A 23,961-nucleotide genomic window follows, 5' to 3' on the forward strand; every position below is an offset into this window, starting at 1 on the left:
GATGAATTCCTCATACAAAAAGGCATCCCCCGAACCTAAGCGGTACGGGAAATGCCATATTTATTCAAAAGGGATCGCTTATCCCTGGGTATTGGTCGGAATAAAGCCGCTGATATCCACGCCAAGCCCTTGCGCAAGGCGCATGCCGTATTCCTGGTCGGCGCGGAAGAAGTTGCACACGGCGCGCAGCTGCACTTGCTCCGGCGTCTGCTTCAGATCGTTCACCAGGTTGGCGATGAGGTGATCCTTCTCCTCCGCTGTGAAGCTCCGGTACAGCTCGCCCGCTTGGGTGAAATCGTCGGTTTTGGCGATTTTCTCGCGGCCGATCTGCCCGCTGACCGGCACCACGCTGTCGCGATAAGCCGGATCTTCCTTGGGACTCGAATCGAAGCTATTCGGTTCATAATTGATCGGCGACGGATCCTGCTTCACGTTCATGAAGCCGTCCCGCTGATGGTTGCGCACCGGGGCATACGGGCAGTTGATTGGGATCTGCAAGTAGTTGGCGCCAAGCCGGTAACGCTGGGTATCCGGATAGGAGAACAATCGGCCCTGCAGCAGCTTATCCTCGGACGGTTCGATGCCGGGAACGAGCACGCTTGGCGAAAAGGCCGACTGCTCCACCTCCGCGAAGAAGTTCTCGGGGTTGCGGTTCAGCGTCATCGTGCCGACTTTCACCAGGGGGTAGCGATCTTCCGGCCACACCTTGGTCGGATCGAGCGGGTCGAAGCTCCAAAGATCCAGATCCTCCACCGGCATGAGCTGCACGTTCAGCTCCCATTGCGGGAATTCCCCGCGCTCGATATGCTCGTGCAGATCGCGCGTCGCATGATTGAAGTCGCGTCCCTGCACTTCACGGACTTCATCCGCCGACAGGTTCTTTACGCCCTGCTTCGATTTCCAAGTGTATTTCACGTACGTGATCTTGCCCTCGGCATTGATCCATTTGAACGCGTGAACGCCGAAACCGTCCATCTGGCGATAATTGGCCGGCGTCCCGTTGTCCGAGAACACCCAGGTCATCATATGCGTGGATTCGGTCGACAGCGTCATGAAATCCCAATACCGCGCCGGGTCCTGGATGTTCGTGTCCGGAGCGGGCTTCAGCGAATGCACCATGTCCGGAAACTTGATCGCGTCGCGGATGAAGAAGACAGGCAAATGGTTCCCCACCAAATCGTAGTTGCCTTCTTCCGTATAAAACTTCACCGCAAACCCCCGCGGATCGCGCGCGGTCTCCGGAGAGCCCTGGCCGTGAATGACTGTGGAGAAGCGGACAAACACCGGGGTTTCGCGCCCGGCCTCCTGCAGAAAATGGGCTTTCGTGTATTCCGCCATGCTGCGGTCGGTAACGAATACGCCATGGGCGCCCGCACCTCTGGCATGCACGACGCGTTCCGGAATCCGTTCGCGGTCGAAATGACCCAACTTCTCGAGCAAATGATAGTCCTCAAGCAGCGTCGGGCCGCGTCCCCCCGCCGTTCGGGAATTTTGATTATCGCCTACCGGAGCTCCCTGATTTGTCGTCAACCGGTTATCCATTCTATCCTTCCTTTCGATTTATTACTATACTTAGACTTATTCTAAAAACTATAATAAATAGTACCACGTCCGCCTCCGGACTGCATGAAGGTTCCATGAGGGCTTGATGAAGAAAGTATCGTTATTATGAGAATATGGGGAGACCGGTGCGAGTATGTCACTTTCCGTAGGGCTACCCGTCTCGGCCATTGCCGGCCATTTGAAAATCAAACCCGGGAGTGCTATACTCACCCTGAAATTAAGTAAGCAGATAGAGAAGGAGCGACGCTACATGGAATTCGTAACTTTAAATAACGGATTGCAAATGCCCAAGCTCGGGTTCGGGGTATGGCAGGTGCCTGATGAAGGAGCGACCGCCGCTGTAACCAAGGCGCTGGAGGTAGGCTATACCTCGATCGATACGGCGATGATTTACCGCAACGAGGTTGGGGTCGGCAAAGCGATCAAGCAATCCGGCATCGCCCGCGAGAAGCTGTTCATCACCACGAAAGTGTGGAACAGCGATCAAGGCTACGACAGTACGCTGCGCGCCTATGACGAAAGCCTGGCAAGACTCGGACTCGATTACGTGGATCTGTACCTGATTCACTGGCCGATGCCGCAAGTGGACCAATACGTGGAGACGTACAAAGCGCTCGAGAAGCTGTACCGCGACGGACGGGTTAAAGCGATTGGCGTATGCAACTTCGAGATCGAGCATCTGGAACGCCTGTTGAATGAAACGGAAATCAAACCGGTGCTGAACCAGGTGGAATGCCATCCGCATCTGGCTCAGACCGAGCTGAAGGCCTTCTGCGCCAAGCACGGTATTTTCGTAGAAGCGTGGAGTCCGTTGGAGCAAGGCGGCGAAGTGCTGACCGATACCGTGGTCAAATCCATCGCCGTAACGCACGGCAAAACGCCAGCGCAGGTCGTCCTCCGCTGGCATCTGCAGAACAATACGATCGCGATCCCGAAATCGGTCACCCCTTCGCGGATCGAGGAGAACTTCAACGTGTTCGATTTCCGGCTCACCGACGCCGAAATGAAGCAAATCGACGGCCTGAACCTCAACCGCCGCAAAGGCTCGCATCCGAACGAGATGCACGTGCGTTAAGCTTCATTCTTCGGTTTCTCAGCTAACGGACTCCACGGACCTTATTGGTCCATTTCCCGGTTATTTCCCGCTGTAACGGACTCTAATGACCTTATTGGGGCCCCTTGAGGGAAAGTTCGCCGTTTCAGGCCGGATTAAGGGCTCCTGAGTCCGTTAAAATTAGAAATTTGAACATGCACCATAATAACGGCCTCTGAGTCCATTAGCAGGCAAATGCAAAAGAACGGGTTGCCCGGGACTTCCCCAGGCATCCCGTTCTTTTGCAATATTACTGAATCCCTTCCTGCACTTCTTTGATCATTTCCGGAACCGACATCAGCCCGCCGCCGGAGAGATACCAGTAGCTCGGGTCAAGATACACGATCTTGCCGTCTTTATAGGCATTCGTCTTCTTGACGAGGTCGTTCTCGACGATTTCCTTGGCAGGGGTCGCCTGTTTGCCTTCCTCCGTGACGACCGCATCGCGATCCACGACAAACAAGTAATCCGGGTTCTTCTCGGCGACGAATTCGAAGGAGATCGAGTTCCCGTGGGTATCCACCTTAATGTTCTCGTCCACCGGCGTGACTCCCAATACGTCATGGATTAAGCCAAATCGCGAACCTGGACCGTACGCGCTGACTTTGCCGCCGGTCGTCAGGATAATCAGCCCCTTTTTGCCGCCGGCCGTAGCCAGATCGTTCACCGCTTTGACCGAATCGTTAATCGCCGCCAATGCCTCCTCTGCTTCTGCTTCTTTCCCGAAAAGCTCGGCGATAGTCGTCACGTTCTCCGTGAAGGATTCCATATATCGCTGCGTGTCGACGCCCATAAAGATCGTCGGAGCGATCTTGTTCAGCTCCTCATACGCTTCGGACGAACGTCCGGAGATGAAAATCACGTCCGGCTTCAGCGCGTTGAGCTTCTCGAAATCCGGCTCGAACAGCGTGCCGGCATTCGTATACTTGCTGTCGTTGTATTTCTCCAGGTGGCCCGGCAAATTGCCCTGCGGCACGGCCACGACCTCCACGCCAAGTTTGTCGAGCGTTTCGAGCGTTCCGTAGTCGAATACGACGACCTTGGCCGGATTCTTCTTCAAGGTCGCTTCGCCGAGTTGATGCTTGATCGTGATCTCTTCATTTCCGGCAGGCGTTGCCGCCGCCGGCTCCGCCGTGTCGGTTCCGGCCGAATTGGCCCCCGTTGCCGCCGTATTGCCGCCCCCATTGTTGCCCCCACTACTGCCGTTCGCGCCGCATGCGGCTAGCGCAAATACCAACGTTAATGCAGCAAGCATAAACGTGATCTTCTTCGCTTTCGCTTTCACTTTGAAACTCCCCCTCATCTTGTCATATGGCATTAAAATACACGCAAATTTTGTTGCCGCCGATCTCCTGGACCGGTATGTCCATGTCGTAAACCTCCCGCAGCACGGACGGTTCGATAATTTCATCCGTCGGGCCTTCCTTGACCACTTTGCCATCCTTCAGCGCTACGATGTAATCGGAATAGCAGGAGGCAAAATTGATGTCGTGGATGACCAAAATCACCGTTTTCCCCAATTCGTCCACCAATCGGCGCAACACCTTCATGATCTGCACCGAATGGTTCATATCCAGATTGTTCAAAGGCTCGTCAAGCAGCACATATTCGGTGTTCTGTGCGATGACCATGGCGATGAACGCCCGCTGCTTTTGCCCTCCGCTTAATTCGTCCAGATACTTATGCTGCATGGACTCCAGATGCATATAACGGAGCGCTTCATCGACATACGCTTCGTCGTCTTTCGTCAGTCGCCCCTGGGAATACGGGAACCTTCCGAAATTAACGAGATCTCGCACCGTAAGCCGAATATTAATATGATTGGACTGCTTGAGAATCGAAATTTTCTTGGCAAGCTCTCCGCTTTTCCAATTTCCGATTTCCCGGCCCTCGATTTGGATCTCTCCCTCATCCTTGGCAATGAGCCGGCTGATCATGGACATCAAGGTGCTTTTTCCCGCCCCGTTCGGTCCGATAAAGGAAGTGATCCTGCCCTTGGCGATCTCCAGCGACACGTTGTCGACGACCTTTTTGCCGCCATATCGTTTCGTTACTCCACTGACCTTTACCACGATTTATTCTCCTTTAACAGCAGATAGATGAAGTACACTCCGCCGACAAAGTTGATGATGACACTAAGCGAAGTGGAGAAGGTAAATACTCTTTCGACGATCAGTTGACCGCCGACCAGGGCGATGAAGCCGATCAGGGAAGCGCCGAGAATCAACGTCTTATGGCGGTAGGTGTTCAGGAACTGGTACGCCACATTGGCGACCAGCAGGCCGAGAAACGTAATCGGTCCGACCAACGCCGTCGAGATGGAAATCAAGATCGCCACGACGATCAGCATCCGCTTGACGACATACTCATAGCCGACGCCGAGGTTGACCGCATGATCCCGCCCTAAAGCCAGCACATCCAGATATTTGGCGAATCTCGTAAAATAAAGCGCCACCAACAATACCCCTGCCAGCGATATCAGCAATAAATCGGAATGGACGTTGTTAAAGCTGGCGAACATTTTGTCCTGAATCACCAGGAATTCATTCGGGTCGATGAGCTTCTGCAGAAAGGATGTCACGCTGGAGAAGAACGTACCGAATATAATTCCGATTAGCAGAAGGTGATAAATGTTGCGTCCTTCCTTGCGAAACAGCATCCGGTAGAGCAGCATCGCAAACACGACCATCAAACCGACCGCCATGACGAAGCGCAGATTTTGGCTCATCATCGTCAAAGCCGTGCCTCCGATCAGGAACACGATCACCGTCTGCAGTAGCATGTATAGCGAATCCAGCCCAATGATGCTCGGCGTCAAGATCCGGTTGTTCGTAATCGTCTGGAACACGACCGTGGAGAAAGCAATGGCGGTACCCGTGAGCAGGATGGCGATCAGTTTCTTTCCCCGCCGCGGTAATATGTAATCCCACTGTCCTCCCGCATCGATCGTCATGAAGACGATCGCAAGCAGAACGGCGATGACGACAAGGGTCCACAGTTTGGCTTTATGGCTCATAGGTCTTTCTCCTCATCAGCATATACAGGAAGACCCCGCTTCCGATTACCCCGACGGTCAGTCCGATTGACACTTCGTACGGATAGATGATCACCCGGCCTAAAATGTCGCAGGCCAGCACGAAAACCGCGCCAAGCAAAGCCGTATGCGTCAAATTGTCTTTCAGATTGTCGCCGCGGAACATTGTAACCAGATTCGGAATGATCAGTCCGAGAAAAGGAATCGATCCGACCGTCAGCACGACGACGGCGGTCACCAGCGCCACTAAGCCCAATCCGATATTGACGACCTGCTTGTAGTTCAATCCGAGATTCACGGCAAATTCCTCGCCCATGCCCGCCACCGTAAACTTATTGGCATAAATATAGGAAAGCACCACCAGCGGGACGCTGATATACAGCAACTCGTATCGGCCCTGCATGATCATGGAGAAATCCCCGTACAGCCAGGCGGACATGCTCTGAATCAGATTGTATTTGTAAGCGAAGAAGGTTGTCGCCGATTCAACGATACCGCCAAACATCAGCCCGACCAGCGGGATGAAGATCGCATCCTTGTATTTCACCCGATTGAGGATCGCCATAAAAAGATAAGTGCCCAGCAGGGCGAATACGAAGGCGACGGACATCTTAACGAGCGGCCCTGCGGCCGTAAAGACGAGCAGCGCGACCATAATGCCGAAGCTCGCCGAATCCATCGTCCCCGCCGTTGTCGGGGACACGAATTTGTTGCGGGTCAGTTGCTGCATGATTAACCCGACGATGCTCATGCTGACGCCGGCGATAATCAGGCTGATCAACCGGGGAATCCGGCTGATGCGCAAGAGCTCCCATTGCTCGGGGTCGAACTGCAGCAGCGCCGCAAGCGACACCTCCCCGACGCCGATAAACAAGGAGACGAGGGATAGGATAACCAACAGCACTACCATGTAAGTTTTCTTCATAAAATGTTCGTCCTTACTTTCCTTCCCCTGGCCAGGAGGAAGTTCAAGTTTCTCGCTGCCGGCAGGACAGACGATTTGTGATAATGATATTCATTATCAATTAGTTAAATTATACTGTCTCTTTTTTGTCACTGTCAACCATTTTAAAATTGAAATTATGCATGACAAAAAGGCACTCGCCCTGGCTCAGGCTCCCTGCGGAGTCCCCTGAACGAAGCGAATGCCCGATGTTCCTAAGGCTCAAAACCTACAACTCAACCCGCCGTCTCTCGCGCGCCGAAGCCAAGCAGGCTTCCAGTACGGCCATGCCTTTGACCGCGTCGGCCGGGGTAAAGCGCGGCGGACGTTCGCCGAACGCGGCGGCGGCGAAATCATCCAGCTCGGCCACGTACGGATCGGCCGATGCCGGTGTCTCCGTGCGTTTCTCCCCGCGCACGGTAACGGTAAAAGCGGCGTCTTCCCCGCCGGCGGTGAAGGCCAGCGGCAGCTCGATCGTCCCTTCCGAGCCGACGATTTCCAGCAGTTGGCGGTGTTCGGTCCACATCCCGCAGTCGAACGTCAGGCCGATGCCGCCGGGGAATTCCGCCAGCCCGGAAGCCATCATGTCGACGCCCCCGTGACGGTCGGAGTACTGGGCCAACACGGTGACCGCCTCCGGCTCCTGGCCGAGCAGAAACCGCGCCGCGCTGAGCGGATAGCAGCCGACATCGTACAGCGAGCCTCCGCCCCATTCCGGCTTGAGCCGGATGTTGGCCAGATCCTCGGCGTTGTTGAACGTAAACGCCCCGCGGATGGCGCGGAGTTCGCCGATCTCGCCGCCCTCAAGGATGGCCCGAATCCGGCTCCAGCGCGGATGATGGCGGTACATGAACGCTTCCGCCAGTACGACGCCGGCTTTGGCGGCCGCCGCCGCCATTTCTTCGGCCTCGGCGGCCGTCAGTGCAAGCGGCTTCTCGCACAACACATGCTTGCCGGCTTCGGCCGCGCGAATCGCCCATTCTTTATGCAAGTGGTTAGTCAGCGGAATATACACGGCATCGATGTCCTTGTCCGCCAGCAGCTCTTCATAGCTTCCGTATCCCTTCGGGACGCCAAACCGGCCTGCGACCTCGAGGCTTTTCTCCAGATTGCGGCTGGCGACTGCGGCAAGGCTCCCCGTTCTGGACTGCTGAATCGCCGGCATGACCGCTTTGATCGCGATGCCGGCGCAGCCGACGATGCCCCATCGCAGCTGCCGATTGTTGCTTGGTTCCATGGCTTATACCCTCTTTTCCCGTGGTTATCCCCTTCATTGTACCTGTCCGGCGTTAGCAAGTATAGAGGCCCTCCGTCTGATGAAAAACCCATAAACGGGGTATAGTAATCCAAGAGAATTGGATCTACACCATACTTCAGCCAAGGAGACGATCGACCTCATGGAAAACCTGCACGAATTCGTCGAAAAGGTTCAGGATCAGCAGCAGAAGCAAGCCAAGAACAAAAAAAGCGGCCACGGCAACCCGGCCGGCCAGCTTCCGACCAAACAGCATGGCACGCAAAAATAAAACCGCCGCAAAAAGCCGCTCACAGTACGCTGTGCAGCGGCTTTCGGCATTTTTGTTTATCCTTCAAACTTATCTTGGCCGGTTATGAATTCGTTCAGCGTCTCTCCGCCTTCGGTGCGGTGGTTCTTAATCGTGGCCAAGCGGCCGTTCTGCGCTTCTCCGCCGTTGCCGGTCGTTTGGTTCTGCCCGTTGCTGCTGCCGTTTCCCGTGCCGGGCTTGCGTTGCTGCTTGTTATTTTCCATGTCGTTCTTACCTCCTGAGCGGTTCTGATGGATGGGAAAGGTCGCTCTGCCTATTCCTTGGGTTAGCGTTTCTTCCTCAGGATGTTTTTATTCCCGGCGGATAGACTGGACTTAGGTCCAGCTTCTCGGCTCCCCCAGAGACTGAAGTCATCCTTGCGCTTTTGTAGTATGCTGGTATCAGTTAAGTACATAGGCAAAGGAGATTGGATATGAATTTGAATAAAAAATCATGGATTGGACCCGCGCTTATCTTGCTCGGTATCTACCTCCTCTTCTTCCGCAAGGAAGCGATCAGCGCGGGAACGCTCTTCGGCAACTTCTGGCCTACCCTGTTCATCCTTCCGCTCGGTCTGTTCTTCCACTGGATGTATTTCTCGGTCACCAATCGCAGGGCAACCGGATTGCTGATTCCCGGGGGGATCCTCTTCACCGTCGGCCTGGTTTGCCAGATCGCCACGTTGTTCGACAGTTGGCAGTATTTATGGCCGGGCTTTATTTTGGCCCCGGCCGTCGGCTTGTTTGAGTTCTATTGGTTCGGCAACCGCAACAAATACCTGCTGATCCCCATCAACATCTTGACGGTGCTTTCGCTGTTGTTTTTCGCCGTTTTCTCGCTGGGATCGCTGTACAATCGGCTGGTATTCGGCCAGCCGGTCTTGGCCATCGCCCTGATCGCCATTGGCGCGGGCGTGATGATCGCTCCGAAGAAACGAATTTGACGTTTCGCCTCCAGCGCGCAAAGAGCCGTCCGGATAAACCGGGCGGCTCTTGGTTTTGTTTATTTTATGCACCCAGTTGCCCAAGGCTGGCGCTCGGTCCGCACCGTTTGCCCGGAACGGACCGCCTCCTCGAGCATGAGCGACAGGTATTGATCTTGCGCGGCCTCCGCCAAGCTGTAGAAGGAGGGGCCGCCCTGTACGTAGTGCCCCATGCGTTCCAAGCTGGTGGCGATGGCAATCTCTTCGTCGCTAAGCCGTCCCGGGCGGAACGGGTTCTCGTAGACCCATTCGGAGCCGGCCAGCACGCCCTCGTGGTAGTATCCCAAGAGGCTGCCGTCTTGGCCGGCATCCATCCGGCGCAGCTGCAGCTCGACCGGGGTGCGAAAATCGCGGAGATAGCGAAGCTCTACGCCGTCGATTTCGCCCCGGATACCGCGCACCAGCACGCGATGGCGCCGGATCGGCGAGAAATATTGGTCGTAGGTGAAATCGAACAAAGCCGTCCGCTCGCCGAAACGCAGCAGCGCGATCGTCTGGGCCGAGGAGACGATCCGCTCCCCCGCCGGCCATCCGCCGCGGCCGGGCCCCTGGACCAACGGGGACGCCATCTGCTCCCCGCGGATTTCCGCTTCCTCGAATCCGACCCCGAGCAGTTGCCGAATCAGGCTGATCCCGTGGTAGCCGTGCCCCGCGGAGACCTGCACATGCGACACCTCGCCCAGCAGGCCCGACCGTGCGATGGCGAGGCGGGCCGCGTGCATCGGCTGGAACAGGAACTGCTCGGCCACTTGGACTTTTGCCGCGGAGCCCACCGCCTCATAAAGCCGCAGCAGCCCCTCCAAATCGGGCGCCGGCGGCGTCTCCGTCAGGACGGGGATGCCCGCTGCGGCGAGCCGGATCAGGTACTCCGGCGTAACCGTGCGGGGCAGCGACAGCACGGCGAAATCGAAGTTCCGCCGCTCCAGGAACGCCTCGAGACGCGAAGTGACCGGGACGCCCCAAATTCGGGCGGCTTCCCGGCCTTTCGCTTCGTCCCGCATATAAATCTCTCCGATTTCCAAACGCTCCGGCAGCGCGCGGGCAATGCGCAAGTAAAACTCTGCCCGCCAACCGCCGCCGATTAGGCCAAACCGAATCTTGTCCATCTCGTCTTTCGCCTCCGCCTCAAATCAAGCTGACCTAAGGAAAGCACGGATCGTGCCGATTCCCCGCCGGTCGTATGGTCAGAAGGGAAACAAGGCGGCGATGCCCAGCGCAACAACGCGTGCCGCATTGGTCAGCAGGAAATTTTGCACCGACAAGCCAAACGTAAACTGCTTGGTTGGCTGTGCGGTAAACGTTTTGATATTTTTCGACACCGGCACCACCGTCAGGAGCACCAGCAATAGGATTAACGGGTGAACCCCAAGGATCGCCAGTACGATCACATCCGCATAGGCCGCATAATACAGCAGCTTAAACAGGATGAGCGCCGGACCTTTCCCGATGTACACCGGCAGGGTGTAGCGTTTATTATCGATGTCCTCGTCCATATCGCAAATATTGTTGGCCAACATGATGTTCGCGATGCCGAGGACCGCCGGAATGGAGATCAGAAACACCAGCAGCGTCTCCAGCAAATGGACCTGCAACGTCAACGCGCCGCCCTCCAGCGTCAGCGCTGCCAAGCGATCGCCCGCATGGATATAAGCCGATACGAATATAATAACAAATCCCATGAACAACCCGGAAAAAATTTCGCCTAGCGGCATCCGTGAGATGGGAATCGGCCCGAAGGAATACAAAATGCCGACCGCAAACGACAATCCGCCGAGCACCAGCAACAGCCAACCCGTCTGCAGGAACAGCATGACTCCAGCGGCCACCGCGATGACGAACATTAGAATAATCAGCGCCAGCACCGCCGCCGGATTCATGTTGTATTTCACGATGGCGTTGTGCTTCTCGTAGCCGTAACCCTGCTTGCGAGCCGCCTTTTTGAAATCGTAATAATTGTTGATTGCCGTCGTCGTCATGTCGAAGCTGAGCAGGGAAACCAGCATGAGCACAAAATGCCCGGGCTCGAATACATGGAACCGGTAAACGGCATAAATCGTACCGAACAGCAGCGGAATCATGCTGGCCGCCTTTGTTTGGATCTCTACCAGCTTGAGAAATTTGGTGATCGCCATTCTCCATCATCCTCTTCCATCTAGTTAAAAAGAGGATATCTTATTTTTGAAATAATAGCTGTTGGATATGTCCTTGACAGACACGATCACCGGATTTCCGAGCTCCGGTTTGTTTGCCAGGCCTGACGGGTTAGGCTAAAATGCTAGGTAGTCGTATCTATAAATGATGGAAGAGGGGGGCGCATATTGTCTATGTTTTCCAGAGAAGACCTGATCGGATCGTTGATCTTTCTCCTCATCCTGGGCGTCGTCGCCGTTTGGAATCTGCGGAAGATGGCCTCCGGGTCGTACGATCTCAAGGCGCTGCGCAAACGCGGCCTGATGTGGACCGAAGTCGCGGTCGCCCTATTCCTCCTGCAGTTGCTGCTGCGTAAAGGGGACTCTCGCTTCTTGCTCATCCTCGGCATGGTGGTGTTGTTTGCCGCAAGCCAGTGGCTGGGGGCGCTCTATTTGGAACGAAAAGAAAGCCGTGGGACGAAGCAGTAGGTCAGTTGGGCAGCGGCGCGTTCCCTTCGGTGGTGACCCGAATGGAGTCGCCGCCCCGCTTGACGTCGTACATCGTCGCATCGGCGAGCCGAAGCATGTCCTCCAGGCTGGCGTTCCCGTCCGGCGACATGCTGATCCCGATGCTCGCCGATACGCCGATCCGCATTCCCCGGTACATATAACCATCGGCCAGACTCGACCGGATGCGATTCATGACCTTCGTGACGGCTTCCTCATTCAAGTCCACCAGCAGAATCACGAATTCATCCCCGCCCAAGCGGCACACCATATCCTGAGCCCGCACCTGAGATACAAGCCGGCCTGCGATATGCTTCAGCAATTCATCCCCGGCCTCATGCCCGAACGTATCGTTCACTTCCTTAAAGTTGTTCAGATCCAGAAACATCAGGACCAGCGGAATCCCGCCTTGGTCTGCGTACTCCGCATACTTCGCGGCAAACTTCGTCCGGTTCGGCAGCCCGGTCAGTTCATCATGGTATGCCAGATATTGGATCGTCTCCTCTAACTGCTTCCGCTCGGTAACCTCGATAATGACTCCCTCCAGCCGGACAAGGTTTCCCAGGGAATTGAAATAAGGCCTTCCCCGGCTTTGAATCCATTTGATTTCCCCGTCGGGGCAGATAATACGGCATTCCTTCACCGAGCTTGTCCGTTTGATGAGCAGCTCCTGCTGCACCTCGTTAAACAGGCCGAGATCCTCGGGATGAATAAACTCCTGCACCCGGCTCACGTGGCCCATCAAATAGCTGCGCGAATAGCCGGTGATCCGTTCGAATCCGTCGGACACCTCAAGTTTCATGGTGCTTAAATCGTAGGTCCAGATCCCGACGGATACGCTTTCGAGGATATTTCGCAACCGAAGCTCGCTGTGTTCGGCGCGCTGGGACAATTTTTTCGTAATCAAGATGTAAATTAAGGAAAAGGACAAGATAAACAGCCCGTAGATCAGAAAATACGCGGCATCGGAATGATCCACCCTGCCGGTGAATAAAGGTTCCGTGTGGACGAGCATATAATACAACACCGAGATCAGGTGCAGCGAACCCGCCAAAACAACGGCCGCGTAATTGAAATAAATCAAGCTGAGGAGCGGCAGCAGTCCCAGAAATATATAGCTCGTCACCGTCATATCCTTCATGACCGTAACGTTAAGATATACGAACAACAACACGATGGTCAGCATCATGGTGAAACGCGGCCAGCGGCGGCTGCCGACAAGGCCGGCAAGAATCAGCAGCATAGCGGTGCCCATAACCAGCGGACCGGCATCGAAATGCCAGCTGACGAACATATGAATCAAACTGGCAAAGGCAAAAAAAACGGCAAGCAGCCTCAGCATCCAAACATTTTTGTTATGAATTTGTTGGGTATCCATACGCATTGCTACCCCCTATTTGCTGACGCTTGGTCATACTCAACCGCTGGGAATTTTTAGGTACAAAGGACTACGTCTAAAGAAATATTATACTACAATCACAAATTTGTGCTATAGTTTTTGCTCCGGTCCGCCAAACCAAAAAAGCCGGGGGGTCGCTCTCCGGCTTTGGCTTGTTATTCGGCAGGTTCAGGGAACATATTGCTGTACGATTCGCACGACTTTGCCGTTCTCCAAAGTAAGATGGTACGGGAACTGGCTGAGGTCGAGCAGGTCCGTCTTTGGGAACAACTCGCCGAATCGATGCAGGGATACCGCTTCATCCGCTACGATCTCGATATCCTGCGGTTGTCCGGTGCGGTCATAAATCTGCAACAGAACCACGGCGTCCGGGGAAACCGGGTAATTGGCCGCTTCCTCGGTGTCATTCACGATATAGTACCCGTCCGGGGGACCGTCGATCCCGACTTCCGGTTCGCGTTCGGCCATTGCGGCCGACGCCTCCTCTCCCTGATACCACATGATCGGGTCACCGGTCAGCGATCCGCCGTCAGGGGCGAGATTCACTGCGTTCAAATATACCGTAATCGTGATCATCTCCGGTGCCTGGATTTCCGCCATCCCGACGGCCGCCGTCATGCTCCCCGCTCCCGCAAGGGACCCTACGGATGCCGGTGCCTTGGCGTCGAATGCTGGCAGCAACACAACCAGCGCCAGGGGAACCAGCGCCGCAAACCAATTTTTCATGTCAGATCCGCCTTTCTATGTCAGCACATAAAGCGAATTACAGCTTCATTATATGACGGCCCGCCGAAAAAAGGGTCTCACCCGGGTTAAAACGGGTAACAAAATCTTCTTCACTTCTTAAAGTGTTAATGTGCCGGGAAAAAGGCCAGTTGAATGACGAAGATCACGCCAAAAACGTAAAGCAGCGGATGGACTTCCCGCCCTTTGCCGCTGACCAGCTTCATCACGGGGTACGTGATGAAACCGACGGCGATGCCGGTGGCGATGCTTGCCGTGAGCGGCATCATCAATAGGATGGCGAAGGCCGGGAACGCTTCGTCGAACGATTTCCATTGGATGCGGGCCAGTCCCTCCATCATAAAGCAACCGACGATGATCAGCGCCGGGGCGGTGATGGCCGGAAGCCCGGAAATAGCCCCGACCAGCGGAGAGATGAACATCGACAGCAGGAACAGCGCCGCCACGACGAGCGACGTCAAACCGGTGCGTCCGCCCGCAGCGACGCCGGTCGTCGACTCAATGAAGGCGGTCGTCGGGCTCGTGCCGAACATCGAGCCGACCGTGGTCGCCGTCGCGTCAGCAAGCAGCGCGGCCTTGGCTCGAGGAAGCTCTCCGTTCTTCATCGCACCGGTTTGCTCGGTGACGCCAATCAACGTGCCTGTCGTATCGAACAACGTGACGAGCAGGAATGCGAATACGGTCGTGTACAGTCCATGGCTGAAGACGCCGGACAAATCCAAGTCGAAGAACACCGGAGCCGGCGGCGCGGACACGAGGCCGGACAATTGAAGCTGGCCGGTGAAATAACCGAGCACTGCGGTCAGCGCCATGCCGATGAACAACGCGCCGGGGATGTGGCGGGCCATCAGCACGAGCGTTGCGAACAAGCCGAACAAAGTCAGCAAGGTCACCGAACGGTGCAAATCGCCGAAGGTCACCAGATTATCGGGATTGGCGACGACGATCCCGGACATTTTCAAACCCAGGAAAGCGATGAACAACCCAATCCCTGCGGTAATGCCAAATTTCAGCGAATCGGGAATCGCCCGGATCAGCGCTTCCCGCAGCCGGGTCAGGCTCAACAGCAGAAACAGCACCCCGGCGAGGAACACCGTGCCGAGCACCGTCTGATACGACAACCCGGTGCTGGCAACGACGCTCGTAAAATAGGCGTTCAACCCCATTCCGGGCGCGATGGCGATCGGATGATCGGCGAACAACGCCATAAACAACGTGCCCGTTACGGCCGCAATGACCGTGGCCATAAACACCTGATCAAACGGAACACCCGCAGCGCTAAGCACCGCGGGATTAACCACCAAGATGTAGGCCATTGCCAGAAACGTGGTTAGCCCGGCGAGCAGTTCGGTTCGAATGGTAGTTCCATGTTCTTTAAGTTTGAAAAAACGTTCCATAAAAACGGATACCCCTTCCTTATGTACTCTCTTGTTGTCAGTATTGCCATATTCGGGAACTTGTCTTCCCTCTTGATGGCTTTCGGTTGCAGGCTGCGCCTAGTTGTCAACCCAGCCCTTGGCATGGTCGCGGACAATCCCCGCGAGGACATCCAGCCACTCCGGCCGATCGTTCAAGCAAGGGGCCAGCGTAAGCCCATCGCCGCCGATGCCCGCAGAGCCGCCGCTATCGCTATGAACAGCGAAGTCCTCCTTCGCTTCAACTCCCAGTTCGTGCAACGTTTCCAGGCAGTCGGCCACAAAGCCGGGAGCGAACACCAACGGGCGTATCGCGCCGCCGGCGGCCATACGACGCAACTGCTCCTCGGTGGATGGCCCCAACCATTTTTCTGGGCCAAACCGCGACTGGTACGCCATGTCCCATTGCTCCGGCAACCAGCCCATCGCCTCCGCCAAAAGGCGCGCGGTTTCGCGGCACTGCTCCGGGTACGGATCGCCACCGGCGGCATAACGCTGCGGAATCCCGTGAAAGCTGAGCAGGAAGCGGTCCGGTGTTTGCGGAAGGCACCGCAGCAGCTCCGCCAGGTGGGTTTGCATCGCCCGGATATAGCCGGGATGATCGAAGAAGGCACCGGCCAGGCGAAGTTCCGGCACGAAACGCTTCGCGGCTGGCCCCAAGCGGCGGTCCTTGCCGAGGGCGGCAAAGCAAGCCGCGTCATAGATTGCAGCGGTGGTGGTCGACGAGTACTGCGGGAACAGCGGCAGGACGAGGATTCGGTCCGCCCCCGCCGCTTCCAGGCGGCTCATCGCCTGGGCGATGTCCGGTTCGCTGTAGGCGAAGCCCAACTCGACCGCGTAGCCGTCGCCGAGCCGCTGCTGCAGGCCACTTTGCTGCTGGCGCGATATCTCAAGCAGGGGAGAACTCTCTTTCCCCCAGATACGGGCATACATCCTGGCCGAACGCTTCGGCCGGACGGTCAGGATGACGCCGCGCAGCAACGGCTGCCACAGCAGCGGCGGGAAATCGATGACGCGCCGGTCGGACAGAAAGCGGCGTAAAAAGGGCCGCACCGCCTGAGCGGTCGGCTCGGCAGGCGTGCCGACCTGCGCCAGCAGCACGCCGATCACGCGGGATGATTGGGACACCTTTCACTCACTCCCGTTCAGTTAGATTCTTATTTGCGTTACATTTGCGGGTAAACCAAAACCTCCTATGCCATCATCCCCGTTCGCCGCCGGATGTTCAATCGAAATCGGTAAGATTGCCAGAAAGTTCACAATTATCACGCTCTCTAAGTTCCGAGTCCTGGTATCCCTGCCCCCTCCTTTTCCCTCCTTTTGCATTATTATCCCTTTCGCTCAGAGTACGAGGGGTGGGCGTTGGGGATGGGGGGTGTGGGGGAAGTAGGGCTTCAGATTAGGTAAGACCAAGATAATGGATAAAAAATCAGATCTGAAAAACTTAATGGAATTTAGTGGGATTAAGGACTTGATATAGGAACACATGTTTGGTATAATGAAGAAAAACGAACGCATGTACGTAATTTTATAATATGGAGGCGGGCGGACATGGAAGTCAAGGCGGGAATGGATCTTCAATCACTTAGCGGACGTTATCATAACGAGCAAGAGTGCATGGAGGCGCTGATCGCGATGAAGTGGCCAAACGGTTTTGTCTGTCCACGCTGCGCTCATACTGGGTGCAGCCGTCTGACCTCTCGGCGTATTCCCTTGTTCGAGTGTGCAAGGTGCGCGCATCAAACGTCGGCTTTGGCCGGCACAATTTTCGAACGAACTCACCTCCCCCTAATGAAATGGTTCCGGGCGCTGGAGTTGTTCCTGCTCCAAGACGGCATTTCGGCGATGCGGCTGTGCCAGGTGATCCGGGTCACCTACAAGACCGCCTGGCTGATGCTGCAGAAAATACGCCATGCTGTCGGGGAGTTCGATGCCCGGGAACTGCTCAAAGGGGACGTGAAGGTGAACAGTGATCTGTATGGATGCAATCCGCACCGAAATCAGTTTCCGCATCCGTATGCCACGGCGGTCGTAGCGGGGTGCACAGTGACGGAATCGGGCGAGCCCGAGCACGTCAAAATCCACCTGTTGCCGCAGAAAAGAGGGGACGGACAAAGGGCTAACCGTCGCGAACTTGCTTCGTTCATCACCGAACAGGTGGAGGCTCGTACATCGACGGTTCAGTCATTTCCTCTGGCCTATCGGCTGTATTTGCCCTTGCGAAAAGTGGTCAGAGAGGCGTGGAAATCGCTGACGAGCACGTATGTTTCCTTGGGAGCAAAGCATCTACAGGCGTACCTGAACGAGTACACCATACGCCGCCGACTGCGCTTGCCCGGAGCGGAGGCAACGATGCAAGAGAAATTGCTGTGTATGAGTGTGGCGATTCCGGCCATTACGTATCGCCAATTGACCAGGCGCCAACCGAATCCTCCCCTGGCAGTGGCCGGCCTGATTCGAGCCGCTTGAACGCTGGGGCTCTATTTGATGCGGATTGCATTGATTCATGTGTGAGTTGGCCTAAAACGTGCGGACGTTGCCATAACGGAAGGGTTCAGGCTGCAGCAAGATACAGGGGCTTTTCGTTACCCCATGTCATGTTCTTTATTTCCTATCCGGACCTATCCGGCCAGCTGCATCTCCCCTGAACAGGGATCCCTAACCCAATCAGGGTTCCTTAACCTAAACACAGTTTCTTCTCGGAAACGCCCTTTCTTATCCGAACTTATCCGAAACACAGTTTCTTCGAAACACGTTTCTTTCTCTTAAGCCGTTCCATGATCTGAAACCAGTCTGTTTCCCGTTATATTTCTCTGCCTTTTTTTATAATTTTCTTGTTTTTTCTCCACTTTTCATCTTATTTCGATTTTTTCTAATTCTCGCCTTTTCTCTATTTTTCTCACATTTTCTCACCTTTTCTCTACTTTCCTCTACTTTTCTCTTCATTTCTTTTTATTTCCCTTCACTTCTCTTAATCTCTCTTAATTCTCCTTAGTCTTCTTACATTTTTCTTCATTCCCCTTCATTTCTCTTTTTTCCGAACTATTCTGCCTCTTTGCCTCACCTGATTGAAGGGGATGATCGTACAAAGCGTCCGAACAATAGGTACTGATCCTGCCAGTCGCTTGCTGACTGCAAAAAAAGACCGATCCAGCGGAATCTACTCCACCGGATCGGTCTCCTAGTTACATGCCATACAGTCGTTCTGCCCCTTTCGATCAGTGCACTTCCGGTTTAACCTCCGGCTTGAACTCCGGATGGCTGCCCGCCGCTTCATGCGCGGCATCCGGGGCGTAAGTACGCCGCAGGAACAGGCCGATCAACAGCGCCACCACGCCGACGTACATCGATATCGTGAAGGCATTCTGCATCCCGGATACCAATGCGTTTCCCAGTTCCGCCGGGTCCTGCGGATTGGCCGAAGCCTTCAGGTAACGCTCCTGGCCGTGCGAGAAAATACTGATGAACAGCGCGGTGCCAATCGCTCCGGACACTTGCTGCAGCGTGTTCATGATCGCTGTGCCATGCGGATACAAGCTGCGCGGCAACTGGTTCAGCCCCGTTGTTTGACCCGGCATCATCACCAAAGAGATGCCGATCAGCAGCGTGATATGCAAGGCAATGACCTCACCGGTCGAGCTGTCCGTTGACAGTCCGCGCATGAACCACAAAGTGGCAATCACGATGATGAGTCCCGGCGCAATCAGCGCGCGCGGGCCGAATTTATCAAACAGCCTGCCCGCTATCGGCGACATCAGTCCGTTGATTACCCCACCGGGAAGCAGCACGAGGCCGGCCGCGAACGGCGCCAGCAGCAACGCCCCCTGCAGATACATCGGCAAGATGATGAGCGTCGAGAACAAGGTCATCATCATCACCATCAGCAACACCGCCGATAAGGCGAACATTGGGTATTTAAATTTAAAGACGCGGACGTCCAGGGTTGGCTCGGAGACCGACAATTGCCGCCAGACGAATAAGACTAAAGCGATAAATCCGACGATCAGGCAGGCATAGACGACGGGACTTGACCAGCCCTCCCCTTCCCCTGCGTGGCTGAATCCGTACACGATACCACCGAAGCCGGCCGTTGACAACAGAATCGACAGCAGGTCCACCCGCGGCCTTGTCAATTCCGACACGTTCCGCAAATACATCGCTCCGAACGCAATGGAGAACACCGCAAGCGGAACAACCAGATAAAACAGCCAGCGCCAATCCAGCGAGTCCAGAATCAGCCCCGACAGGGTAGGGCCGATCGCCGGACCGAACATGATGACCAGGCCGATCGTACCCATGGCCGCGCCTCTTTTTTCCGGAGGATAGATGGTTAAGATGGTGTTCATCATTACCGGGAGCAGCAGCCCCGTCCCGATCGCTTGAATAACCCGGCCCAGCAGCAGCATGCCAAACGAAGGCGCGATGCCGCAAACGACGGTTCCGATCAGGAACAGGATCATCGCCGATAGAAACATCTGTCTTGTCGAAAACCATTGGATCAACAGCGCCGTAATCGGCACCAGAATCCCGATAACCAGCATATAAGAAGTAGAAAGCCATTGGATCGTTGAAGCCCCCACCTTCAGCTCCTGCATCAGGTCGGTGTAAGCTACGTTCAGCAAAGTTTCGTTCAGTATGGACACAAACGCCCCGATGACCAGGGCAATCGTAATCGGCAGACGCCTGATCCCTTCCACACCGGACCCTTGCGCTGAAGTAAGCGTTGATGTATTCATTTGTAGGGTTACCTCCACATCTTCCTATTTTGGACTTTTTGTCTCTTTCTAGGTTTTCTATATGAACAAGGCAAGGCTTGCCTTGGGGTTTGATCCACCGCCTCTTTTTCAATTAGACCATTCTATAAATAAAATTTTAAATATAGGGTCGCAAAAGCCCCTTCCCTCTTTGGCCGCAAGGGCCTTCAAGCAACAGTTGTTAGGTAGGAAAGAGCCGCGGGATCAGTCGGGCTGCCGAACGCAGCGGCCGGCTGCTTTTCTGCGTCAAACACATGATGATCGAGCCCTCCACGATGGCGTTAATGAGGAGCGCCAAATCCGCCGCTTCTTCCGCGGGATAGCCGGAGGCGATGAATTTCTTCTCGAATTCGGCGATCCAGGCATTGTATACTCCGCAGCAAGCTTGACGAATATTCTCATTGCTGCGGGCCGTTTCATGAGCGACGATGCCAATTGGCACACCCAGCTCCGCATCCTCGCGATCATAGTTATCGGCGATGAAGGTCAGCAACGCTTGCACCGCCCCGACCGCATCGTGTGTTGAGTCCAGTGCGGCGCGCAGACTCGCTAAGGTTACGTTTTTCGTATAGCCGACAGCTTCGCATGCAAGCTGTTCTTTGCCTTCCGGAAAATGGTAGTATAACGATCCCTTGGGCGCACCGCTCAATTGGGTGATCTGGTTCAAGCCCGTCGCGTTATAGCCTTGGTTCTGCAGCAGCTTTGCCGTTGTTTCGATGAGCAATTGCCGGGTTGGGTTCTGATTGGGCATGCATACCGGTACCTTTCCGCATAAATTAGACCGATCGGTCTACACGATGATAAACGATATCCGAGTCTATTGTCAATACCTCATGACCGGTATGTCATGACCGGTAACCCATGGCCGGTACAGGTCCGGTCCGTTACTCCCTTTTTATAATCGAAGGTACATCTCATGCAGGCTGATCTTGTCGCGAACGAACCCGTGTCGTTCCAGGAAACCTTCCAGCAGCGCATTGTTGGGAGCGGAGGCGGTGAATTTGACGAGGCCCAGCTCTTCGCGAGCAGCGGCCAGCAACCGGGTAGCGATGCCATTCCCCCGATGGCGGTTACTGACGATCAGCATGTTGATCTTGCCGCTGGGGCTGATGGAGAGCCCCCCTGCCCATTCCCCGTTTGCCCGGACGCCGTAATAGACGTTGGAAGGACTTCGCTGCTGGTACTCCAAATCGTTTTGCCAATTGATGTGAAAATACCTCCAAGCCCTCACCATATTAGCGAATACCTCGAACTCGATCCGCTCCACCGTCCCTCCCGCAGAAGCCCCGGGCGGGGCTTCCAATCGGGATGCATCGGGAAGCGTGTAGAACGAAACGTCGTAAACGCGGCGGTAACCTCTTTTCAAATAAAAAGCGATCGCCCGGTCGTTCCCGGCAATGACCTCCAAAAACAGCTGCTTGCAGCCGGCCTGCAGCGCGTCCTCCCGATGCAGATCCATGAGGCCTGCACTTAGGCCCTTGCCTCGGTATTTCGGGCTGACGGCCAGTGCGCCGCAGCGCATCGTCCGGACGGATTCATAGACCTTATTGCCGCCCAGGACGACGCCCACAGCTTCTTCTCCGTCGAGAGCCACGAAGGAGTGCTCCCGCGCATTGCCTTCCGGACCGAAGAATCGATCCGTAAAATCCGCTTCGGCTAAATTAAATTGGATGATGTAATCGGCGAATCCGCGCTGAAACGCCTGATAAATCGTGTCCATCTCCAGGTCTGTGGCCCGTTCGTATCGAATCATCGTGTCGCTCCCCTTCTCCTATTACCAGGCGTAGGCTTTAGGCGCTTCTCCACCCGGACCCGGGAAGATCTCGTCGATGGCCTTGAGCGTCTCCTCGTTCAGCTCGACGTCGACGACTCGCAGCGATTCCTCGAACTGCTGCAGCGTCCGCGGCCCGATAATCGGTGCTGTGACCGCCGGATGGGCCAGCGTCCAGGCCAGGGCCACCGTAGCTTCCGACTCGCCCAGTTCCTTACACAGCTGGCTGAACCGCTCCAGCTGCGGGCGCAGCTTCTCGATGCGCTCGGTTTGCTTGGCCGTGCGCGAGCCCGGCTGCGGACTCAGATTCCCGCCGAGAATACCGCCGTCCAGCGGACTCCAAGGGATCACGCCGATTCCCAGTTCCTCGGCGGCGGGCAGCACCTCCAGCTCCGGCAATCGGCAAAGAAGGCTGTATTTGTGCTGCTCGGAGACAAGGCCAAGCACCCCGCGGGCTTTGGCTTCATATTGCGCTTTCACAAGATCCCGCCCGGCGAAGTTGCTGGAGCCGACATAACCGATCTTGCCTTGTTGTTGCGCGATATCAAACGCATTCCATAACTCATCCCAAGTTACGTTCCGGTCGACATGATGCATCTGGTACAGTTCGATATGGTCCGTGCCGAGCCGCCGCAACGAGTCGTCCAGATGGCGGCGGATTTTATAGGCCGATAAGCCGGGAGCGCCTTCATTCGGGTCTGCCGCAGGATCGCTCATCGCCCCGTACACCTTCGTAGCCAGCACGACCCTTTCTCTCCGGCCGCCGCCCTGCGCGAACCAGCGCCCGATGATCTCCTCGGTCCAGCCGCGATGCTCTATTCCCCCGTAGACATTGGCCGTATCGAAGAAATTAACGCCGGCGTCGATCGCCGCGTCCATAATTCTAAACGCTTCCTTCTCGTCCGTCGTCGGCCCGAAATTCATCGTTCCGAGACACAAACGGCTGACCTTCAACCCGGTTCTTCCCAAACTGACGTACTTCATCACAACTACCTCCTCAACGATTGGATAGGATGAGTGCAGTATACAAGATGACAAACCCATTATATACCAGATCGGGGAGGAGACAAAGGCGAAAGCGATGCGGCGCAAAAAAGAATCGACCCGCCAAAGGAGGCTACCGGCCCGATCAATACAAAAAATCCCCGGCCTTATCGGCTCGGGGATTCGCTTGCGTCGCCGGGGCGCGGCCCGGGAACGGGGCGCAGCCCCGCCGGTTCCGCCCCCGGTTCGGTTTCGACATAGTGCTTGAGCAAGGATAGCTTGTTCTCCCAGAAACGCTCGTAAAACTCCAGCCAGCGCCTCACCTCCAGCAGCGGATCGGCGTCCAGACGGTAACGCGTCTCCCGGCCGACCCTGCGCTCCTGCACGAGCCCGGCCTCAGCCAGAACGCGCAGGTGCTTGGATACCGCCGTGCGGCTCATCGGGAACCGGCCGCTGATCTCCTTCAGCGGCAGTTCCCGCCCGCCAAGCAGCTGCAGTAGCTCCCGGCGCGTCGGGTCGGCGATCGCCTGGAACACGTCATGCTTCGCAGAGGCTGCTTCCGACATCATCTACACCCGCACGTATTCGGCCAGCTTGCCGACCAAACCGGCCCAGCCTTGATCCATGCGGCCGCGAACCAGCTCGTGCGTCTCGCCAAATTCGGTAACTTGATCGGCGCTCCAGCCGCCGTGGATTAGCGTAAATTCCGTTTGTCCGTCTTTCTCCTCCAGTTCGAACGTCAGCGTCCAGTCCTTGCCCCAATTGAACGATAGCCGGTGCGGCGGATCCAGCACCGTGACTTTGCACGGGGAATCTCCAAACGGACCGGCGTGCAGCACGAATTCATACCCCTCCACCGGCTGAAAATTATTCGGCATAAACCAAGCCGCGATTCCCTCCGCCGTCGCTACCGCTTCCCACACCCGGGAGACCGGAGCGTTTAACAGAATGGTGTGCCGGATGTCCGGCAGCTTGCCCGCATTATTCTGATCCATCCTATATCTCCTTTTGCTGATTGTTTTTGATTTTATGAAACCAAATGGTTTCCCATTCAAAATGATTATATGACACCATTTGGTTTCGCGTCAACAAAAGAAAT

Annotated in this window: 25 protein-coding genes and 1 pseudogene; 6 read left to right on the plus strand and 20 right to left on the minus strand. The window is 55.8% G+C overall.

Features of this window, described 5'->3' with window-relative positions; all coding sequences use genetic code 11:
• Nucleotides 1–78: 78 nt before the first annotated feature.
• Entirely contained in the window at nt 79–1,542 is a 1,464-nt protein-coding gene (locus ACZF99_RS24685) for a catalase (RefSeq protein ID WP_483607523.1), read from the minus strand.
• 271 nt (nt 1,543–1,813) lie between these two features.
• On the opposite strand from ACZF99_RS24685, the gene ACZF99_RS24690 reads away from it, so the two are divergent.
• Complete coding sequence (locus tag ACZF99_RS24690; RefSeq protein WP_483607524.1) at nt 1,814–2,638, plus strand: aldo/keto reductase; 825 nt, start codon at nt 1,814–1,816, stop codon at nt 2,636–2,638.
• A gap of 268 nt (nt 2,639–2,906) precedes the next feature.
• Here the strand turns inward: ACZF99_RS24690 and ACZF99_RS24695 are convergent, their stop codons facing one another.
• From ACZF99_RS24695 to ACZF99_RS24715, 5 genes are all read right to left on the minus strand, one after another.
• Complete coding sequence (locus ACZF99_RS24695) at nt 2,907–3,911, minus strand: siderophore ABC transporter substrate-binding protein (RefSeq protein ID WP_483612956.1); 1,005 nt, start codon at nt 3,909–3,911, stop codon at nt 2,907–2,909.
• A gap of 52 nt (nt 3,912–3,963) precedes the next feature.
• Nucleotides 3,964–4,728 carry an iron ABC transporter ATP-binding protein gene (locus tag ACZF99_RS24700; RefSeq protein ID WP_483607525.1) on the minus strand — a complete coding sequence of 255 codons (765 nt, stop codon included), beginning with the start codon at nt 4,726–4,728 and terminating at the stop codon, nt 3,964–3,966.
• Nucleotides 4,722–5,672 carry an iron chelate uptake ABC transporter family permease subunit gene (locus tag ACZF99_RS24705; protein ID WP_483607526.1) on the minus strand — a complete coding sequence of 317 codons (951 nt, stop codon included), beginning with the start codon at nt 5,670–5,672 and terminating at the stop codon, nt 4,722–4,724. Before ACZF99_RS24705 ends, ACZF99_RS24700 begins: the two co-directional genes overlap by 7 nt.
• Nucleotides 5,662–6,615: an ABC transporter permease gene (locus ACZF99_RS24710; RefSeq protein WP_483607527.1), complete on the minus strand. Its 954-nt coding sequence runs from the start codon at nt 6,613–6,615 to the stop codon at nt 5,662–5,664. Before ACZF99_RS24710 ends, ACZF99_RS24705 begins: the two co-directional genes overlap by 11 nt.
• A gap of 247 nt (nt 6,616–6,862) precedes the next feature.
• On the minus strand, nt 6,863–7,870 hold the full coding sequence (locus ACZF99_RS24715) for a Gfo/Idh/MocA family protein (protein WP_483607528.1): 1,008 nt from the start codon (nt 7,868–7,870) through the stop codon (nt 6,863–6,865).
• A 118-nt stretch (nt 7,871–7,988) separates the two neighbouring features.
• On the opposite strand from ACZF99_RS24715, the gene ACZF99_RS24720 reads away from it, so the two are divergent.
• Entirely contained in the window at nt 7,989–8,159 is a 171-nt protein-coding gene (locus tag ACZF99_RS24720) for a DUF4023 family protein (RefSeq protein ID WP_483607529.1), read from the plus strand.
• Between the two features lie 56 nt (nt 8,160–8,215).
• Here ACZF99_RS24720 and ACZF99_RS24725 read toward each other — a convergent pair whose 3' ends face one another.
• On the minus strand, nt 8,216–8,401 hold the full coding sequence (locus ACZF99_RS24725; RefSeq protein WP_483607530.1) for a hypothetical protein: 186 nt from the start codon (nt 8,399–8,401) through the stop codon (nt 8,216–8,218).
• A 209-nt stretch (nt 8,402–8,610) separates the two neighbouring features.
• Here ACZF99_RS24725 and ACZF99_RS24730 point away from each other — a divergent pair, with 209 nt between their 5' ends.
• Nucleotides 8,611–9,120, plus strand: coding sequence for a hypothetical protein (locus tag ACZF99_RS24730; RefSeq protein WP_483607531.1), 510 nt, complete (start codon nt 8,611–8,613; stop codon nt 9,118–9,120).
• A gap of 59 nt (nt 9,121–9,179) precedes the next feature.
• On the opposite strand, the gene ACZF99_RS24735 is transcribed toward ACZF99_RS24730, so the two are convergent.
• Together ACZF99_RS24735 and menA are read right to left on the minus strand one after the other, a co-directional pair.
• Nucleotides 9,180–10,265, minus strand: coding sequence for a Gfo/Idh/MocA family protein (locus ACZF99_RS24735; RefSeq protein WP_483607532.1), 1,086 nt, complete (start codon nt 10,263–10,265; stop codon nt 9,180–9,182).
• Nucleotides 10,266–10,343: 78 nt separating this feature from the next.
• Complete coding sequence (gene menA / locus ACZF99_RS24740; protein ID WP_483607533.1) at nt 10,344–11,291, minus strand: 1,4-dihydroxy-2-naphthoate polyprenyltransferase; 948 nt, start codon at nt 11,289–11,291, stop codon at nt 10,344–10,346.
• A gap of 192 nt (nt 11,292–11,483) precedes the next feature.
• On the opposite strand from menA, the gene ACZF99_RS24745 reads away from it, so the two are divergent.
• Nucleotides 11,484–11,777, plus strand: a complete 294-nt coding sequence (locus ACZF99_RS24745) for a hypothetical protein (RefSeq protein WP_483607534.1) — start codon at nt 11,484–11,486, stop codon at nt 11,775–11,777.
• Nucleotide 11,778: 1 nt separating this feature from the next.
• Here the strand turns inward: ACZF99_RS24745 and ACZF99_RS24750 are convergent, their stop codons facing one another.
• From ACZF99_RS24750 to hemH, 4 genes are all read right to left on the minus strand, one after another.
• Complete coding sequence (locus tag ACZF99_RS24750) at nt 11,779–13,173, minus strand: diguanylate cyclase (RefSeq protein ID WP_483607535.1); 1,395 nt, start codon at nt 13,171–13,173, stop codon at nt 11,779–11,781.
• Nucleotides 13,174–13,362: 189 nt separating this feature from the next.
• Nucleotides 13,363–13,920, minus strand: a complete 558-nt coding sequence (locus tag ACZF99_RS24755) for a hypothetical protein (protein ID WP_483607536.1) — start codon at nt 13,918–13,920, stop codon at nt 13,363–13,365.
• 125 nt (nt 13,921–14,045) lie between these two features.
• Nucleotides 14,046–15,335, minus strand: a complete 1,290-nt coding sequence (locus ACZF99_RS24760) for an NCS2 family permease (protein WP_483607537.1) — start codon at nt 15,333–15,335, stop codon at nt 14,046–14,048.
• A 99-nt stretch (nt 15,336–15,434) separates the two neighbouring features.
• Nucleotides 15,435–16,463 carry a ferrochelatase gene (hemH, locus tag ACZF99_RS24765; RefSeq protein WP_483607538.1) on the minus strand — a complete coding sequence of 343 codons (1,029 nt, stop codon included), beginning with the start codon at nt 16,461–16,463 and terminating at the stop codon, nt 15,435–15,437.
• A 525-nt stretch (nt 16,464–16,988) separates the two neighbouring features.
• Here hemH and ACZF99_RS24770 point away from each other — a divergent pair.
• Together ACZF99_RS24770 and ACZF99_RS24775 are read left to right on the plus strand one after the other, a co-directional pair.
• A pseudogene (locus tag ACZF99_RS24770) lies at nt 16,989–17,036 on the plus strand (hypothetical protein); the annotation flags it as partial.
• A 108-nt stretch (nt 17,037–17,144) separates the two neighbouring features.
• The gene (locus tag ACZF99_RS24775) at nt 17,145–17,822 is read left to right on the plus strand and encodes a hypothetical protein (protein WP_483613001.1); all 678 of its coding nucleotides are present in this window, start codon (nt 17,145–17,147) and stop codon (nt 17,820–17,822) included.
• A 354-nt stretch (nt 17,823–18,176) separates the two neighbouring features.
• Here the strand turns inward: ACZF99_RS24775 and ACZF99_RS24780 are convergent, their stop codons facing one another.
• The 7 genes from ACZF99_RS24780 to ACZF99_RS24810 all read right to left on the minus strand — a co-directional run bounded on the left by ACZF99_RS24780 (nt 18,177) and on the right by ACZF99_RS24810 (nt 23,857).
• Complete coding sequence (locus ACZF99_RS24780; protein ID WP_483607539.1) at nt 18,177–18,299, minus strand: hypothetical protein; 123 nt, start codon at nt 18,297–18,299, stop codon at nt 18,177–18,179.
• 272 nt (nt 18,300–18,571) lie between these two features.
• Entirely contained in the window at nt 18,572–20,089 is a 1,518-nt protein-coding gene (locus tag ACZF99_RS24785) for an MDR family MFS transporter (RefSeq protein WP_483607540.1), read from the minus strand.
• Between the two features lie 199 nt (nt 20,090–20,288).
• The gene (locus tag ACZF99_RS24790) at nt 20,289–20,858 is read right to left on the minus strand and encodes a TetR/AcrR family transcriptional regulator (protein ID WP_483607541.1); all 570 of its coding nucleotides are present in this window, start codon (nt 20,856–20,858) and stop codon (nt 20,289–20,291) included.
• 144 nt (nt 20,859–21,002) lie between these two features.
• The gene (locus ACZF99_RS24795; RefSeq protein ID WP_483607542.1) at nt 21,003–21,860 is read right to left on the minus strand and encodes a GNAT family N-acetyltransferase; all 858 of its coding nucleotides are present in this window, start codon (nt 21,858–21,860) and stop codon (nt 21,003–21,005) included.
• A 21-nt stretch (nt 21,861–21,881) separates the two neighbouring features.
• The gene (locus ACZF99_RS24800) at nt 21,882–22,862 is read right to left on the minus strand and encodes an aldo/keto reductase (RefSeq protein ID WP_483607543.1); all 981 of its coding nucleotides are present in this window, start codon (nt 22,860–22,862) and stop codon (nt 21,882–21,884) included.
• 167 nt (nt 22,863–23,029) lie between these two features.
• Complete coding sequence (locus ACZF99_RS24805) at nt 23,030–23,428, minus strand: ArsR/SmtB family transcription factor (protein WP_483607544.1); 399 nt, start codon at nt 23,426–23,428, stop codon at nt 23,030–23,032.
• 3 nt (nt 23,429–23,431) lie between these two features.
• Nucleotides 23,432–23,857, minus strand: a complete 426-nt coding sequence (locus ACZF99_RS24810; RefSeq protein ID WP_483607545.1) for an SRPBCC family protein — start codon at nt 23,855–23,857, stop codon at nt 23,432–23,434.
• Nucleotides 23,858–23,961 lie beyond the last annotated feature (104 nt).

The sequence above is a fragment of the Paenibacillus sp. JL3B1040 genome (assembly GCF_057063165.1).

Excerpts from the sequence above, each read along its gene's own strand:
- ACZF99_RS24685 (WP_483607523.1), bottom strand. The coding sequence starts at position 1,542 with ATGGATAACCGGTTGACGACAAATCAGGGAGCTCCGGTAGGCGATAAT.
- ACZF99_RS24690 (WP_483607524.1), top strand. The coding sequence starts at position 1,814 with ATGGAATTCGTAACTTTAAATAACGGATTGCAAATGCCCAAGCTCGGG.
- ACZF99_RS24695 (WP_483612956.1), bottom strand. The coding sequence starts at position 3,911 with ATGCTTGCTGCATTAACGTTGGTATTTGCGCTAGCCGCATGCGGCGCG.
- ACZF99_RS24705 (WP_483607526.1), bottom strand. The coding sequence starts at position 5,672 with ATGAGCCATAAAGCCAAACTGTGGACCCTTGTCGTCATCGCCGTTCTG.
- ACZF99_RS24710 (WP_483607527.1), bottom strand. The coding sequence starts at position 6,615 with ATGAAGAAAACTTACATGGTAGTGCTGTTGGTTATCCTATCCCTCGTC.
- ACZF99_RS24715 (WP_483607528.1), bottom strand. The coding sequence starts at position 7,870 with ATGGAACCAAGCAACAATCGGCAGCTGCGATGGGGCATCGTCGGCTGC.
- ACZF99_RS24725 (WP_483607530.1), bottom strand. The coding sequence starts at position 8,401 with ATGGAAAATAACAAGCAGCAACGCAAGCCCGGCACGGGAAACGGCAGC.
- ACZF99_RS24730 (WP_483607531.1), top strand. The coding sequence starts at position 8,611 with ATGAATTTGAATAAAAAATCATGGATTGGACCCGCGCTTATCTTGCTC.
- ACZF99_RS24735 (WP_483607532.1), bottom strand. The coding sequence starts at position 10,265 with ATGGACAAGATTCGGTTTGGCCTAATCGGCGGCGGTTGGCGGGCAGAG.
- menA (WP_483607533.1), bottom strand. The coding sequence starts at position 11,291 with ATGGCGATCACCAAATTTCTCAAGCTGGTAGAGATCCAAACAAAGGCG.
- ACZF99_RS24745 (WP_483607534.1), top strand. The coding sequence starts at position 11,484 with ATGTTTTCCAGAGAAGACCTGATCGGATCGTTGATCTTTCTCCTCATC.
- ACZF99_RS24750 (WP_483607535.1), bottom strand. The coding sequence starts at position 13,173 with ATGGATACCCAACAAATTCATAACAAAAATGTTTGGATGCTGAGGCTG.
- ACZF99_RS24755 (WP_483607536.1), bottom strand. The coding sequence starts at position 13,920 with ATGAAAAATTGGTTTGCGGCGCTGGTTCCCCTGGCGCTGGTTGTGTTG.
- ACZF99_RS24760 (WP_483607537.1), bottom strand. The coding sequence starts at position 15,335 with ATGGAACGTTTTTTCAAACTTAAAGAACATGGAACTACCATTCGAACC.
- ACZF99_RS24775 (WP_483613001.1), top strand. The coding sequence starts at position 17,145 with ATGAAATGGTTCCGGGCGCTGGAGTTGTTCCTGCTCCAAGACGGCATT.
- ACZF99_RS24780 (WP_483607539.1), bottom strand. The coding sequence starts at position 18,299 with ATGAAGAGAAAAGTAGAGGAAAGTAGAGAAAAGGTGAGAAAATGTGAG.
- ACZF99_RS24785 (WP_483607540.1), bottom strand. The coding sequence starts at position 20,089 with ATGAATACATCAACGCTTACTTCAGCGCAAGGGTCCGGTGTGGAAGGG.
- ACZF99_RS24790 (WP_483607541.1), bottom strand. The coding sequence starts at position 20,858 with ATGCCCAATCAGAACCCAACCCGGCAATTGCTCATCGAAACAACGGCA.
- ACZF99_RS24795 (WP_483607542.1), bottom strand. The coding sequence starts at position 21,860 with ATGATTCGATACGAACGGGCCACAGACCTGGAGATGGACACGATTTAT.
- ACZF99_RS24800 (WP_483607543.1), bottom strand. The coding sequence starts at position 22,862 with ATGAAGTACGTCAGTTTGGGAAGAACCGGGTTGAAGGTCAGCCGTTTG.
- ACZF99_RS24805 (WP_483607544.1), bottom strand. The coding sequence starts at position 23,428 with ATGTCGGAAGCAGCCTCTGCGAAGCATGACGTGTTCCAGGCGATCGCC.
- ACZF99_RS24810 (WP_483607545.1), bottom strand. The coding sequence starts at position 23,857 with ATGGATCAGAATAATGCGGGCAAGCTGCCGGACATCCGGCACACCATT.